This is a genomic window from Bacillus hominis, assembly GCF_030348325.1.
Taxonomy (GTDB): Bacteria; Bacillota; Bacilli; order Bacillales; family Bacillaceae_G; genus Bacillus_A; species Bacillus_A hominis.
On the sequence record NZ_JAUCFS010000005.1, the window covers coordinates 12,501 to 27,500 of the forward strand.

Genomic DNA, 15,000 nt, shown 5'->3' on the forward strand with positions numbered 1-15,000 from the left:
CGACACAGGTAGGCGAGGAGAGAATCCTAAGGTGTGCGAGAGAACTCTGGTTAAGGAACTCGGCAAAATGACCCCGTAACTTCGGGAGAAGGGGTGCTTTCTTAACGGAAAGCCGCAGTGAATAGGCCCAAGCGACTGTTTAGCAAAAACACAGGTCTCTGCGAAGCCGTAAGGCGAAGTATAGGGGCTGACACCTGCCCGGTGCTGGAAGGTTAAGGAGAGGGGTTAGCGTAAGCGAAGCTCTGAACTGAAGCCCCAGTAAACGGCGGCCGTAACTATAACGGTCCTAAGGTAGCGAAATTCCTTGTCGGGTAAGTTCCGACCCGCACGAAAGGTGTAACGATTTGGGCACTGTCTCAACCAGAGACTCGGTGAAATTATAGTACCTGTGAAGATGCAGGTTACCCGCGACAGGACGGAAAGACCCCGTGGAGCTTTACTGTAGCCTGATATTGAATTTTGGTACAGTTTGTACAGGATAGGCGGGAGCCATTGAAACCGGAGCGCTAGCTTCGGTGGAGGCGCTGGTGGGATACCGCCCTGACTGTATTGAAATTCTAACCTACGGGTCTTATCGACCCGGGAGACAGTGTCAGGTGGGCAGTTTGACTGGGGCGGTCGCCTCCTAAAGTGTAACGGAGGCGCCCAAAGGTTCCCTCAGAATGGTTGGAAATCATTCGTAGAGTGCAAAGGCATAAGGGAGCTTGACTGCGAGACCTACAAGTCGAGCAGGGACGAAAGTCGGGCTTAGTGATCCGGTGGTTCCGCATGGAAGGGCCATCGCTCAACGGATAAAAGCTACCCCGGGGATAACAGGCTTATCTCCCCCAAGAGTCCACATCGACGGGGAGGTTTGGCACCTCGATGTCGGCTCATCGCATCCTGGGGCTGTAGTCGGTCCCAAGGGTTGGGCTGTTCGCCCATTAAAGCGGTACGCGAGCTGGGTTCAGAACGTCGTGAGACAGTTCGGTCCCTATCCGTCGTGGGCGTAGGAAATTTGAGAGGAGCTGTCCTTAGTACGAGAGGACCGGGATGGACGCACCGCTGGTGTACCAGTTGTTCTGCCAAGGGCATAGCTGGGTAGCTATGTGCGGAAGGGATAAGTGCTGAAAGCATCTAAGCATGAAGCCCCCCTCAAGATGAGATTTCCCATAGCGTAAGCTAGTAAGATCCCTGAAAGATGATCAGGTTGATAGGTTCGAGGTGGAAGCATGGTGACATGTGGAGCTGACGAATACTAATAGATCGAGGACTTAACCATATAATATGAAGCAAATGTTATCTAGTTTTGAAGGAATATGCCTTCAATAGTTTGGTGATGATGGCAGAGAGGTCACACCCGTTCCCATACCGAACACGGAAGTTAAGCTCTCTAGCGCCGATGGTAGTTGGGACCTTGTCCCTGTGAGAGTAGGACGTCGCCAAGCAAGCTAAAACACGAGTCATTTGACTCGTGTTTTTTTATTTCCCATGAAATAGGTTGGATTCCGTTAGTAAAAATGCTGAAATATAGTAAGGGATTTTTTGAGCAGAAATATTGAGAAACTGATAAATAAATGGATAATCTTCAGAGCCATAGCTTCCAAGTAAATCATACCACCAATCTGTTTCATACCTAGAAATCATGCTTAAATTATAGAGCAATAAATAATGAACAAGGAGCTCAGGCAACACTGGCTTAGAGTTTCTAGGGTCGGTCGTAAGTGGTAAATAATAAGTGTCAGTAAGATGCTCATAGTATAAAGGTGTGCTATACATAGGATTCCATGATTGAATAGGTGCTGAAAAAAACACATTTAATTCATTATTTTTCTCAGGTACGTGTTGTATTGATAAATGCTTACAAGTTGTTTCGATGTAACGAGAAAATCTTTCTTTAGTCATATGTAGTCGATCTAGTATGTTGACTGAAAAGGAGAGCTCATTTTTATTTGTTGAATCGATTTTATATAATGTTGTTCCTTTTTGACTATAGCGAAATAAATGTTGTAACTCAGGGATTTTTCCCATTAGCTCTAACATATTAAACTTTTCTGTTTCCAAGTGTTTCATGTGAAACAGTTGTTCTGCCGCGTGAGTAAATAGCCCATTTTTCTGTATTTTCACCTCATCTTCTAGAAATTGATATCCTTGTTTTTTTCGTTTACGGGTTGTCACTCCATGTGCTAAAACGGTTGTTGATTCTGGATAGTTTGGATTAATAGTTAATAAACAAGCTTTAAAAAGTTGTCCCATTCCATAAAATAACAGCATTGGCTGAATGGAAAATGGCGCTGTTTTATATAATTCATAATAATTTTTACCGTGTTCTAAGTAATAAATAAATGGATAACAATTTTCAAAACTTTTTTTTTCGGCATCCTGAATCGAGGATTTTTCATAACAACGGGCAAGATAATGTTGTACGTTTTGAGATGAAAAGAAGAAACTTAACTGCTGCCAAGCACAAGGTGTATGATGCATATATTACGCTCCTTTTATTGTCTAAAAATTCTAACATATTTATACTTTCTTGACAGTATTTTAACCAATTGATAAGCTACTAATAATAATTTCTGGTATCATGGGGGGAACAATTATGTGGGAATCTAAATTTGTTAAAGAAGGTTTGACTTTTGATGATGTATTACTTGTACCAGCAAAGTCAGATATATTACCAAGAGAAGTAAGTGTTAAAACAGTTTTATCTGAAAGCTTACAGTTAAACATCCCGTTAATTAGTGCAGGAATGGATACAGTAACAGAAGCTGATATGGCTATTGCAATGGCTCGTCAAGGCGGTTTAGGAATCATTCATAAGAATATGTCTATTGAGCACCAGGCAGAGCAAGTTGACAAAGTAAAACGCTCTGAAAGCGGCGTTATTTCAGATCCATTCTTTTTAACTCCAGAACATCAAGTATATGATGCGGAACATCTTATGGGAAAATACCGTATCTCAGGTGTACCAGTTGTAAATAATTTAGATGAGCGAAAATTAGTTGGTATTATTACAAACCGTGATATGCGCTTCATCCAAGACTACTCAATCAAAATTTCTGACGTAATGACAAAAGAACAGTTAATTACAGCCCCAGTTGGTACTACACTGGAAGAAGCTGAAAAGATCCTACAAAAGTATAAAATCGAAAAGCTCCCTCTTGTTGACAATAACGGTGTATTACAAGGGCTTATTACAATAAAAGATATTGAAAAAGTAATTGAATTTCCAAACTCTGCAAAGGATAAGCAAGGACGCTTATTAGTTGGAGCAGCAGTTGGTGTAACGGCTGATGCAATGCTTCGTATCGACGCATTAGTAAAAGCACAGGTAGATGCAATCGTTCTTGATACAGCTCATGGACATTCTCAAGGTGTTATTGAAAAAGTAAAAGAAGTTCGTGCAAAATATCCAGCACTAAACATTATTGCTGGAAATGTTGCTACAGCTGAAGCAACAAAAGCATTAATTGAAGCTGGTGCAAACGTAGTTAAAGTTGGTATTGGACCAGGTTCTATTTGTACGACACGTGTTGTAGCTGGCGTTGGCGTACCACAATTAACAGCAGTTTATGATTGTGCAACAGAAGCTCGTAAACACGGCATTCCAGTTATTGCAGATGGTGGTGTTAAGTACTCTGGTGATATGGTTAAAGCTTTAGCAGCAGGGGCACACGTTGTTATGTTAGGTAGTATGTTTGCTGGTGTTGCTGAAAGCCCTGGAGAAACTGAAATTTACCAAGGTCGTCAATTTAAAGTATATCGTGGAATGGGTTCTGTTGGAGCGATGGAAAAAGGAAGTAAAGATCGTTACTTCCAAGAAGGAAACAAAAAACTTGTTCCAGAAGGTATTGAAGGACGAGTACCATATAAAGGACCTTTAGCAGATACAGTTCATCAATTAGTTGGTGGATTACGTGCAGGTATGGGATACTGCGGAGCACAAGATTTAGAATTCTTACGTGAGAATGCGCAGTTCATTCGTATGTCGGGCGCTGGTTTACGTGAAAGTCATCCTCATCATGTGCAAATTACAAAAGAGGCTCCAAACTACTCATTATAATGTCTTATATGTAAATAGACGGAGATTTGATATCTCTGTCTATTTTTTTTTGATTATGTTAGAATAACGGTTATGTGAGTACATAGATATTGGGGGTAGCAAAAGTGAAAGGTATGTTTTGCAAAAGATTCATTGCGTTGGTAACAGTGCTTACACTAGCTTTTGGCATGTTTGCACCATATAGCAATGCATCAGCAGAAACAGGAGCTGCTTTAAACATTGAAGCAGGTGCAGCGATTTTAGTTGAAGCGAATTCTGGAAAAATTTTATATCAAAAGAATGCAGATGAACTATTATCAATTGCTAGTATGACAAAGATGATGAGTGAATACCTAGTGAACGAGGCTGTTGCGAAAGGGAAACTAAAATGGGATCAAAAAGTTAAGGTTTCTGAATATGCTTATAAAATTTCGCAAGATCGGTCGTTATCGAATGTGCCTCTACGAAATGGTGAATCTTATACAGTAAAAGAGCTATACGAAGCAATGGCAATTTATTCTGCTAATGGTGCAACAATAGCTTTAGCTGAAGCAGTTGCTGGAAAAGAAGTAGACTTTGTAAAAATGATGAATGATAAGTCGAAAGAGCTTGGATTAAAAAATTATAAGTTTGTAAATTCTACGGGCTTAACGAACAAAGATTTAAAAGGACACCATCCTGAAGGGACAACTCCAGATGAAGAAAATAAAATGTCTGCGAGAGATGTAGCAATTTTGGCACAACGTCTTATTCAAGATTTTCCTAAAACATTAGACATAGCAAAAATTTCAAAAAAAGTGTTCCGTGAAGGTACTCCAGATCGAATCGAAATGCCTAACTGGAACTGGATGTTAAAAGGCTTAATTAAGGAATATGAAGGTGTAGATGGCCTGAAAACAGGATCAACTCCAGAAGCAGGGGATTGTTTTACTGGTACGATCGAGAGAAATGGCATGCGTTTCATTTCTGTAGTTATTAAAACAAACTCTCATACAGCAAGATTTGATGAGACGAAGAAATTATATGATTATGGCTTTGCTAACTTTGAAATGAAGAAAATGTATGAAAAAGGTTCTTCGGTCAAAGGAAAAGAAACGGTAAGAGTTGAAAATGCGAAAGATAAAGATATAGCAGTTCAAACGAAGCAAGCTGTTTCACTTCCGGTGCCAAAGGGAAGTAAAGACGTTTATAAAACAGAATTTAAAGAAGGAAATAAGGGACAAGAAGCACCTATGAAAAAGGGAGTTGCACTTGGCCAAATGGTTGTAACGTCTAAAGATAGTAATGATCCTGGATTTTTATCAGGAAAATCATTACAAGTAGACCTTGTAACAAAGTCTGAAGTAGAAGAGGCAGGCTGGTTCACACGTTCTATGCGCGGAATTGGTTCTTTCTTTAGTGGTATGTGGAATAGTGCTGTTGATACAGTAAAAGGTTGGTTTTAAAAGCTCCTCATTGTAGGAGCTTTTTCTTATTCCTATTTTTCATACCGACTTTATGAAAAAGTAGTGGACAAGCATCAGATAGTTAGTGGTAGAATGTAAGAGTATTCTTAATTTTCTTCTTTAACGGGGGAAAGCAATTCACCTAGGGGGGTTTTTGTACATGACAAATGTAACAGGGACAGAACGTGTAAAACGTGGAATGGCAGAAATGCAAAAAGGCGGCGTTATTATGGACGTAGTTAACGCTGAGCAAGCAAGGATTGCAGAAGAGGCAGGCGCAGTTGCTGTTATGGCATTAGAGCGTGTACCTGCAGATATTCGTGCAGCAGGTGGCGTTTCTCGTATGGCAGATCCAACAATTGTTGAAGAAGTTATGGGTGCGGTGTCAATTCCGGTTATGGCAAAATGCCGTATTGGTCACCTTGTAGAAGCACGTGTATTAGAATCATTAGGGGTAGACTATATCGATGAGAGTGAAGTATTAACTCCTGCTGATGAAGTATACCATTTAAATAAACGTGATTACACAGTTCCATTTGTATGTGGTTGCCGTGATATCGGAGAAGCTGCACGTCGTATTGCAGAAGGTGCATCTATGCTTCGTACAAAAGGTGAGCCTGGAACAGGAAACATTGTAGAGGCAGTGCGTCATATGCGCCAAGTCAATGCAGAAATCCGTCAAGTTGCAAATCTACGTGAAGATGAGTTAATGACATATGCAAAAAATACTGGTGCTCCTTATGAAGTACTACTTGAAATTAAACGCCTTGGTCGCTTGCCAGTTGTAAACTTTGCAGCAGGTGGTGTAGCAACACCAGCAGATGCAGCGTTAATGATGCAACTTGGTGCTGATGGTGTATTTGTTGGATCTGGTATCTTCAAATCAGAGAACCCAGAGAAATTTGCACGTGCAATCGTTGAAGCAACGACTCATTATGAAGATTACGAACTAATTGCAAGCCTTTCTAAAGGATTAGGTAATGCAATGAAAGGTGTCGAAATTTCAACGTTATTACCAGAACAACGCATGCAAGAGCGTGGATGGTAATTAAAGGGGATCTTTAAAATGATGAAAATCGGTGTACTGGGTCTTCAAGGTGCAGTTCGTGAGCATGTAAAATCAGTTGAAGCAAGTGGTGCAGAAGCTGTTGTTGTAAAGCGTATAGAACAACTTGAAGAAATTGATGGTCTTATTTTACCAGGCGGTGAAAGTACAACAATGCGCCGTCTTATTGATAAGTATGCTTTCATGGAGCCTCTTCGTACATTTGCGAAGTCGGGTAAACCAATGTTTGGTACATGTGCAGGTATGATCCTTCTTGCGAAAACACTTATTGGCTATGAAGAAGCACATATTGGTGCTATGGATATTACGGTTGAGCGCAATGCGTTCGGACGCCAAAAAGATAGTTTTGAAGCTGCACTTTCAATGAAAGGTGTGGGAGAAGACTTTGTTGGTGTATTTATCCGTGCTCCGTATGTTGTAAATGTAGCTGATGATGTTGAAGTACTTTCTACACATGGCGATCGAATGGTAGCGGTAAGACAAGGTCAGTTTTTAGCTGCTTCTTTCCATCCAGAATTAACGGACGATCATCGTGTAACAGCATACTTTGTAGAAATGGTAAAAGAAGCGAAAATGAAAAAAGTTGTATAAGTAACTTGCAACTTGTATAAGATTATAGTAAATTGATGGTAACAATTTTATAAAATAAGCGTGTTGATAGGAAGTAGTAACAAATGTTGTTTCTTATAGAGAGTCGATGGTTGGTGGAAATCGATAGAAACAGTTTGTGAATCCATCCTGGAATGGAATGTGGAATATCTTTTGATTAGTAAGCATTCCCGGTGAAGAGCCGTTATTTCTACTTGAGAGGAAAGCGGTAATGCTTTCAACTAGGGTGGCAACGCGGGTTAACTCCCGTCCCTTTGTATAGGGACGGGAGTTTTTTGTGTTTTATAAAATAAAAGGAGGAGTATATAATGCTTGATATTAAATTTTTACGTACGAATTTTGAAGAAGTAAAAGCAAAATTGCAGCATAGAGGCGAAGATTTAACGGATTTTGGTCGCTTTGAAGAACTTGATACGAGAAGAAGAGAGCTACTTGTTCAAACGGAAGAACTAAAAAGTAAACGTAACGAAGTATCTCAACAAATTTCAGTATTAAAGCGTGAAAAGAAAGATGCGGAAGCTCTAATTCTAGAAATGCGTGAAGTTGGGGAAAAAGTAAAAGATCTTGATAATGAGCTTCGTACAGTTGAAGAAGATTTAGAAAGATTAATGCTATCTATCCCAAATATCCCTCATGAATCTGCTCCAGTAGGTGAAACAGAGGATGATAACGTAGTAGCACGTACTTGGGGAGAAGTGAAAGAATTTACTTATGAGCCAAAACCACATTGGGACCTTGCTACTGATTTAGGGATTTTAGATTTTGAACGTGCTGGGAAAGTAACAGGAAGCCGATTTGTATTTTACAAAGGTGCTGGTGCAAGATTAGAACGTGCTTTGATTAGTTTTATGCTTGACCTTCATACTGATGAGCATGGATATGAGGAAGTATTACCTCCTTATATGGTAAACCGTGCAAGTATGACAGGAACAGGACAACTTCCGAAGTTTGAAGAAGATGCATTCCGTATTGAAAGCGAAGATTATTTCTTAATTCCTACAGCTGAAGTACCTGTAACGAATATGCATCGTGATGAGATTTTAAGTAAAGAGCAATTACCGATACGATATGCTGCATTTAGCTCATGCTTCCGTTCTGAAGCAGGTTCAGCTGGTCGCGATACACGTGGTTTAATTCGCCAACACCAATTTAATAAAGTTGAACTTGTGAAGTTCGTGAAACCAGAAGATTCTTACGAAGAGTTAGAAAAATTAACAAATGATGCAGAGCGCGTGTTACAATTATTAGAGTTGCCATATCGCGTTATGAGCATGTGTACAGGAGATTTAGGATTTACAGCAGCGAAGAAATACGATATTGAAGTATGGATTCCAAGTTATGGTACATATCGTGAAATTTCTTCTTGCAGTAATTTTGAGGCCTTCCAAGCGAGACGCGCGAATATCCGTTTCCGCCGTGAGCCAAATGGCAAACCGGAACATGTTCATACACTAAATGGATCTGGTCTTGCAATTGGACGTACAGTGGCAGCTATTTTAGAGAACTACCAACAAGAAGATGGTACAATTATAATTCCAGAAGTTCTTCGCCCTTATATGGGAGGAAAAACAGTTATTAAATAAGTTAAAACATTCATCGGTATGAGTGATTGGTAATTATGGGCATTGTCAGCAGTGTCATAAAGGAGAGGGGAAGTAAAATTTCCCTTTCCCCATAATTTATTATGGTAGGGTTGACTAACTGTTTTTCTTTTGATATTATATTTGATGTCAATATGGAGGTATACCCAAGTCTGGCTGAAGGGATCGGTCTTGAAAACCGACAGGCGGCGAGAGTCGCGCGGGGGTTCGAATCCCTCTACCTCCTCCAGATATAATTGACAACAGCGCATATAAGTGGAGATTGGAGAACTCGTTACCAACACGTAACGAGTTTTTATTTTAAAACCAATCATAAAGTATGATGTAAGGATATAGTGTCCTTATTACACACTCATATTCCGATGATTATCTTCATAGATATGAAAGGAGTTAACATGGATCTTATTATACAAACGTTTCCTTTAGATGGAAAAACTTTATATTATGTACAATGTCCTGTCTGTAAGAACAATAGAATTTTAAACAGTGGTGCAAATGTGTCGCGCATTATAAGTGATGATACATTCCGTAAACTTTGTGGTTGCACTTGTGATGTAAAACAGGTTGCAAAAAAAGTAGAGGTGCCAAAAGAAGCTGAAAAACCAGCTGTGCAAAAAGAAGTAACTCCAAAACGTACAGGGAAATTACTAACAGCAGTAATTAATGGGAAAGAAATGACTGTTAAAGAGATTGCTGAAACATATGATATTAGTACGAGCACTGTTCGTCAGCGTATTAATGCTGGAAAGCCAGAGAGTGAAATTATTGCTCCGACGAAAAAGAAAAAGTAATTTCATAGGAAAACCCGTGCATATGCACGGGTTTTTTATTTTACAAGTTTACGTGTTTGTTTTAAAAAATGTCCAATTTTTTTAATGATTGGTTCGATTGAATCGCCATCTTTTAAAATATCGTACTCATTAATATTTAAGCGTAAAATAGGACATGAATTAAAGTTATTAATCCAGTTTTCATAACGTCCATGCATCTCTTTCCAATACTCAATTGGTGTTTGCTGCTCCATTGGACGTCCTCGTTCTTGAATACGATCGACAATATCATCAAACGAACCTTCTAGGTAAATTAATAAGTCTGGATGAGGGAAGTAAGGAGTCATGACCATAGCATCAAACAAACCTTTGTATGTTTCATAATCAGTTTCAGTCATTGTACCCTTTTCGTGATGCATCTTTGCGAAAATACCAGTGTCCTCATAAATAGAACGGTCTTGAATAAAACCGCCACCATATTCGAAAATTCTTTTTTGTTCTTTAAATCGTTCTGCTAAAAAGTACACTTGTAAGTGAAAGCTCCAGCGTGTGAAATCAGCATAGAACTTGTCCAAATATGGGTTGGAATCTACTTTTTCAAAAGATGTACGATAACCTAAAGCGTTAGCTAATGCAGTTGTCATAGTTGATTTACCGACACCTACAGTTCCAGCAATAGTGATAACTGCATCATTTGGTATATCATATTTTTGCCTTAAATTCATTGTTATTTCGACTCCTTCAAGAGAGTATTTTGAAGAGCGGATAAGATGACATTTAAATCATCAGGATTTCTTACAAAATCCATATCGTCTCCATTAAATTTTAATACTGGAATATCTGGATGGTCCTTTTTGAAAGCATCCATTGCTGTTTCGTAATCTTTTGTAAGCTGTAGTAAGTAATTGGGATCCATATTTTTTTCGAATTCTCTTCCACGCATCGCAATTCGTTTTTGTAATGTTTCTAGGCTCGCCGTTAAATAAATGATGACATTTGGTACAGGCATATCTTGCGTAAGAATGCGATAAATTTGCATGTACTTGTCATATTGAGAATCTTTTAATGTACGGGATGCAAAAATTAAATTTTTAAATATATGATAATCTGCTACTACAGGCTTCCTTTGATTCAAATACTTTATGTTAATATCCTCTAGTTGTTTGTATCTATTACAAAGAAAGAACATCTCTGTTTGAAAACTCCATTCGTCGATGTCTTCGTAGAATTTTCCTAAAAAAGGATTTTCATCAACAATCTCTTTTAGTAAGTGGAGTTGCATGTGAGTTGAAAGTTCCTTCGCAAGTGAAGTTTTTCCAACACCAATTGGTCCTTCAACCGTGATAAATGGTACTCCGGTCACGCTGTTTCCTCCTTTCAATCAGTGATTTACCGTGACTACTAAAAACACAAAACAGAATTATTGTAGCACAAGAGGGGAGCGAGCGGACTAATTTGATATAAAAAGTTAGAAAATAGATATGTATTAACTAAATTTTATTTGGGATGACGGTACAATATTTGCCTTTAATGTGGCTTCCATTATTTTTAAAGCATGTTCATTATCTTGCTCGTTATTAGAAGCGATGCAATCCCGTGGCACATAAAGTGTATAATTTCTCATATGGGCATCATTAGCTGTAAAAAGGATGCATATGTTCCCCGCAATTCCTGTTAAAATGAGATTTTCGATTTTTAAATAACCTAATAAAGAATTCAAAGGTGTTTCATAAAAAGCAGAGTAATGTGGTTTAATAAAAATGTAATCGTCAGTATGTGGAGCAATGGCCTCGATAATATTTTTACTATAATCATTTGTACAATGAGTAATAAGTTGATCGATATCAGATCTCCAAAGTTGATAGTGATCATTGATATAAATTATTGGATAGCCCAATGATTTCATGGTGTCCTTTAATTGTAAAATGGGATTCTTTATAATTTCACATTTCTGTGCCAGGATGGGTCCGTGGGAGAATTGAAAATCATTAATCATATCGATAATGAGTAAGGCAGTATTTTTCATATGTAATTCCCTCTCTTTCTTCTTTAGGTTGGATTGAATTTGTAAAAGTTATCCCACCTGCAAGAAATGAAAAAGTGTATTTTATTTTGGTGAAAGGACTATATTATGGAGCGAGATATATATTTTATGCAGTTAGCAATAGAGGAAGCGAAGAAGGCGGAGGCGATACAAGAGGTACCAATTGGTGCTGTAATTGTGCTAGATGGTGAAGTGATTAGTGTCGCACATAACTTAAGAGAAACTGAACAGAGATCAATAGCTCACGCCGAGCTCTTAGCTATTGATGAAGCTTGTAAAAAATTAGGGACATGGCGTTTAGAAGATGCAACGTTATATGTAACATTAGAACCTTGTCCAATGTGTGCAGGGGGAATTGTTTTATCGCGTGTAAAACGGGTTGTATATGGTGCGAGCGATCCGAAAGGTGGATGTGCAGGTACATTGATGAATCTTTTAACTGATGAGCGCTTTAATCATCAGTGTGAAGTAGTGGCTGGTGTACTTGAAGAGGAATGTGGTACGTTGTTAACGATTTTTTTTAGGGAGCTTCGTAAGAAAAGAAAAGAAGCGAAAAAACTAGAGAAAAGTAATGGTAACTAACGTATTTGCATTTTGCAAAAAAACAAGTTATACTAATAATGCCTTATCCAAGGCAACCGAATATTGGTTTTAACTTTGCCGTGCTAAGCGGGGAGGTAGCGGTGCCCTATACTCGCAATCCGCTCTAGCGAGGCCGAATCCCTTCTCGAGGTTATGCTGCTGTAAGGTCTGCCTTAAGTAAGTGGTGTTGACGTTTGGGTCCTGCGCAACGGGACCCCGTGAACCTTGTCAGGTCCGGAAGGAAGCAGCAATAAGCGGGTCTTCTCGTGTGCCGCAGGAGTGCCTGAACCGAGCTAACTGCTTGAGTAACGCTTATGGTACGTAATCGACAGAAGGTGCACGGCAGTTATATATGTATACAAAACTCACCTTAATATAAAGGTGGGTTTTTTGTATGGAAAATAACTTTTGGAATCTATAAACAGAATGGGTTATAATAAATGAGATAATAACCTTTGAGGGAGGCCGTATTTTCGTGTCATACCAAGCGTTATACCGAACATGGAGACCGCAAAAATTCGAAGATGTAGTCGGTCAAAAGCACGTGACAAAAACGTTGCAAAATGCCCTTCTTCAAGAGAAAGCTTCACATGCTTATTTGTTTTCTGGTCCGAGGGGAACAGGGAAAACGACAATTGCAAAAGTATTTGCAAAGGCAATTAACTGTGAACATGCCCCGGTAGCTGAACCTTGTAATGAATGTCCTTCTTGTTTAGGAATTACACAAGGGTCCATTTCAGATGTATTAGAAATTGATGCGGCTTCAAATAACGGTGTAGATGAAATTCGAGATATAAGAGATAAAGTAAAATATGCTCCAAGTGCTGTAGGATATAAAGTATACATTATTGATGAAGTTCACATGCTTTCTATGGGTGCCTTTAATGCGCTTTTGAAAACTTTAGAAGAGCCGCCAGGACATGTTATTTTTATTCTGGCGACAACAGAACCGCATAAGATTCCAGCTACAATTATTTCACGTTGTCAGCGTTTTGAGTTTCGAAAGATATCAGTAAATGATATCGTTGAGAGGTTATCGACAGTCGTGACAAATGAAGGTACGCAAGTAGAAGATGAAGCGTTACAAATCGTAGCGCGTGCCGCTGAAGGTGGTATGCGTGATGCGCTCAGTCTTATCGATCAAGCTATTTCTTATAGTGATGAGACGGTGACGAGTGAAGATGTTTTAGCTGTAACAGGATCTGTATCTCAGCGATATTTAGGTAACCTGGTAGAATGTATACGTGAAAATGATGTATCAAGAGCGTTACGTATTATAGATGAGATGATGAGTAAAGGGAAAGATCCAGTTCGCTTTATGGAGGATTTCATTTACTACTATCGTGATATGCTTTTATATCAAACTTCACCACAATTAGAACATATGTTGGAACGGGTAATTGTAGATGATCAATTCCGTACGTTAAGTGAAGAAATGCAACCGGAAGTAATCTATGAAATTATTCATACCCTTAGTAAGGGACAACAGGAGATGAAGTGGACAAACCATCCAAGAATTTTCTTGGAGGTTGTTATGGTGCAACTGTGTCAGCAGTTTATGATGCAAGCGAACGGCGCAGATCGTTTGCAAGCAATTATGAACAGGATGCAGCAGCTGGAGAAAGAGTTAGAGCAAGTTAAAAAGAATGGCGTGCCAGCTGGTGTGCAACAGGAAGTAAGAGAGACGCGGGCAACACCAAAACCGGTACGAACAGGAAGTATGAAAATTCCTGTTGGACGTGTGAATGAAGTGTTAAAGCAAGCTAAGCGTCAAGATTTAGAACAGTTAAAAGCTGTATGGGGCGAATTATTAGGAAGGCTCAAGTCACATAACAAAGTAGCATTTGCTGTTTTATTGGAAAATAGCGAACCAGTTGCGGCTTCAGATGATACCTATGTGTTAGCATTTCAATATGAGATTCATTGCAAAATGGCTAGTGAAAATCGAGAAGCGATGGATACATTGGAACAAACTCTTTTTGAATTGTTAAGTAAAAGGTTAAATATGATTGCTATCCCAAAAAGTGAGTGGGGTAAAATTCGTGAAGACTTTTTACAACGTGAAGGCGGGGATTCTGAAGAAAGCCCAGAACAAAAAGAAGATCCTCTTATAGAAGAGGCTGTAAAATTAGTAGGGCAAGAACTTATTGAAATAAAAGAGTAATAATAATTAGGAGGAATTAATTATGATGCGTGGCGGAATGGGAAATATGAATAATATGATGAAACAAATGCAAAAGATGCAAAAAGACATGGCGAAGGCGCAAGAAGAGCTTGGTGACAAAACAGTTGAAGGTACAGCTGGTGGCGGAATGGTTACTGTTATCGCAAATGGTCATAAGCAAGTTCTTGAAGTGAAAATTAAAGAAGAAGTTGTAGATCCAGAAGATATTGAAATGTTACAAGACTTAGTATTAGCTGCAACGAATGATGCACTTAAAAAGGCTGAAGAACTTTCAAATTCTACAATGGGTAAATTTACAAAAGGTTTGAACTTACCAGGTGGAATGTTCTAGGAGGATATTGATATATGCATTATCCAGAACCGATATCAAAATTAATCGATAGTTTTATGAAATTGCCAGGAATCGGACCGAAAACGGCGGTTCGACTGGCATTCTTCGTGTTAGATATGAAAGAAGATGATGTGTTAGGTTTTGCGAAAGCGCTTGTGAATGCGAAGCGAGATTTAGCGTATTGTTCAATATGTGGGCATATCACTGACCGCGACCCTTGTTATATTTGTGACGATTCGCATAGAGATCAATCGGTTGTTTGTGTAGTACAAGAGCCGAAAGATGTAATTGCAATGGAAAAAATGAAAGAATATCAAGGTGTATATCATGTTTTGCGTGGTGCCAT

The 15,000-nt window shown here is 38.9% G+C and carries 14 protein-coding genes, 1 tRNA gene, 2 rRNA genes, 1 other RNA gene and 1 other annotated feature (2 of these 19 running past the window's edge); of the genes, 14 read left to right on the top strand and 4 right to left on the bottom strand.

What is annotated here, in order from left to right:
- Window positions 1-1,261, top strand: a 23S ribosomal RNA gene (locus tag QUF93_RS02445) (it extends 1,661 nt beyond the left edge of the window).
- Window positions 1,262-1,311: 50 nt separating this feature from the next.
- Window positions 1,312-1,427 (top strand): 5S ribosomal RNA (gene rrf, locus QUF93_RS02450).
- A 34-nt stretch (window positions 1,428-1,461) separates the two neighbouring features.
- Here the strand turns inward: rrf and QUF93_RS02455 are convergent.
- Window positions 1,462-2,463 carry a YaaC family protein gene (locus tag QUF93_RS02455; RefSeq protein WP_002123548.1) on the bottom strand — a complete coding sequence of 334 codons (1,002 nt, stop codon included), beginning with the start codon at window positions 2,461-2,463 and terminating at the stop codon, window positions 1,462-1,464.
- 115 nt (window positions 2,464-2,578) lie between these two features.
- Here QUF93_RS02455 and guaB point away from each other — a divergent pair, with 115 nt between their 5' ends.
- The 7 genes from guaB to QUF93_RS02490 all read left to right on the top strand — a co-directional run bounded on the left by guaB (window position 2,579) and on the right by QUF93_RS02490 (window position 9,533).
- A complete protein-coding gene (guaB, locus tag QUF93_RS02460; protein WP_002123546.1) occupies window positions 2,579-4,042 on the top strand; it encodes an IMP dehydrogenase in 1,464 nt (487 codons plus the stop codon).
- 113 nt (window positions 4,043-4,155) lie between these two features.
- Window positions 4,156-5,466 (top strand): D-alanyl-D-alanine carboxypeptidase family protein, encoded by a 1,311-nt coding sequence (locus QUF93_RS02465; protein WP_289360951.1) that lies wholly within the window; start codon window positions 4,156-4,158, stop codon window positions 5,464-5,466.
- A gap of 160 nt (window positions 5,467-5,626) precedes the next feature.
- A complete protein-coding gene (gene pdxS / locus QUF93_RS02470) occupies window positions 5,627-6,514 on the top strand; it encodes a pyridoxal 5'-phosphate synthase lyase subunit PdxS (protein WP_002107268.1) in 888 nt (295 codons plus the stop codon).
- Between the two features lie 18 nt (window positions 6,515-6,532).
- Complete coding sequence (gene pdxT, locus QUF93_RS02475; RefSeq protein ID WP_002123543.1) at window positions 6,533-7,123, top strand: pyridoxal 5'-phosphate synthase glutaminase subunit PdxT; 591 nt, start codon at window positions 6,533-6,535, stop codon at window positions 7,121-7,123.
- A gap of 54 nt (window positions 7,124-7,177) precedes the next feature.
- Window positions 7,178-7,398: a binding site (T-box leader), on the top strand.
- Window positions 7,399-7,449: 51 nt separating this feature from the next.
- Window positions 7,450-8,724, top strand: a complete 1,275-nt coding sequence (gene serS, locus QUF93_RS02480; protein ID WP_002107270.1) for a serine--tRNA ligase — start codon at window positions 7,450-7,452, stop codon at window positions 8,722-8,724.
- 154 nt (window positions 8,725-8,878) lie between these two features.
- Window positions 8,879-8,971: transfer RNA gene (locus QUF93_RS02485), tRNA-Ser, on the top strand.
- 166 nt (window positions 8,972-9,137) lie between these two features.
- Window positions 9,138-9,533: a sigma factor-like helix-turn-helix DNA-binding protein gene (locus tag QUF93_RS02490; RefSeq protein ID WP_002107271.1), complete on the top strand. Its 396-nt coding sequence runs from the start codon at window positions 9,138-9,140 to the stop codon at window positions 9,531-9,533.
- Window positions 9,534-9,568: 35 nt separating this feature from the next.
- Here the strand turns inward: QUF93_RS02490 and QUF93_RS02495 are convergent, their stop codons facing one another.
- The 3 genes from QUF93_RS02495 to QUF93_RS02505 form a co-directional block, all read right to left on the bottom strand.
- The gene (locus QUF93_RS02495; protein WP_002123539.1) at window positions 9,569-10,237 is read right to left on the bottom strand and encodes a deoxynucleoside kinase; all 669 of its coding nucleotides are present in this window, start codon (window positions 10,235-10,237) and stop codon (window positions 9,569-9,571) included.
- A gap of 2 nt (window positions 10,238-10,239) precedes the next feature.
- A complete protein-coding gene (locus QUF93_RS02500; RefSeq protein ID WP_002123537.1) occupies window positions 10,240-10,875 on the bottom strand; it encodes a deoxynucleoside kinase in 636 nt (211 codons plus the stop codon).
- Window positions 10,876-10,998: 123 nt separating this feature from the next.
- A complete protein-coding gene (locus tag QUF93_RS02505; RefSeq protein ID WP_002123535.1) occupies window positions 10,999-11,538 on the bottom strand; it encodes a cysteine hydrolase family protein in 540 nt (179 codons plus the stop codon).
- A gap of 105 nt (window positions 11,539-11,643) precedes the next feature.
- Between QUF93_RS02505 and tadA the strand changes: the two genes are divergently transcribed.
- The 5 genes from tadA to recR all read left to right on the top strand — a co-directional run.
- Window positions 11,644-12,138: a tRNA adenosine(34) deaminase TadA gene (gene tadA / locus QUF93_RS02510; protein ID WP_002123533.1), complete on the top strand. Its 495-nt coding sequence runs from the start codon at window positions 11,644-11,646 to the stop codon at window positions 12,136-12,138.
- A gap of 78 nt (window positions 12,139-12,216) precedes the next feature.
- An RNA gene (gene ffs, locus QUF93_RS02515) (signal recognition particle sRNA large type) lies at window positions 12,217-12,481 on the top strand.
- Between the two features lie 132 nt (window positions 12,482-12,613).
- Window positions 12,614-14,302 (top strand): DNA polymerase III subunit gamma/tau, encoded by a 1,689-nt coding sequence (dnaX, locus tag QUF93_RS02520; RefSeq protein WP_002123532.1) that lies wholly within the window; start codon window positions 12,614-12,616, stop codon window positions 14,300-14,302.
- A 25-nt stretch (window positions 14,303-14,327) separates the two neighbouring features.
- Complete coding sequence (locus QUF93_RS02525) at window positions 14,328-14,654, top strand: YbaB/EbfC family nucleoid-associated protein (RefSeq protein WP_205685993.1); 327 nt, start codon at window positions 14,328-14,330, stop codon at window positions 14,652-14,654.
- Between the two features lie 14 nt (window positions 14,655-14,668).
- A protein-coding gene (gene recR / locus QUF93_RS02530) for a recombination protein RecR (RefSeq protein ID WP_002107278.1) crosses the window boundary here: on the top strand, window positions 14,669-15,000 show its 5' portion. Its footprint extends 265 nt past the window's final position; only the first 332 of its 597 coding nucleotides appear in the window; its start codon is at window positions 14,669-14,671; its stop codon lies off the right edge, out of view.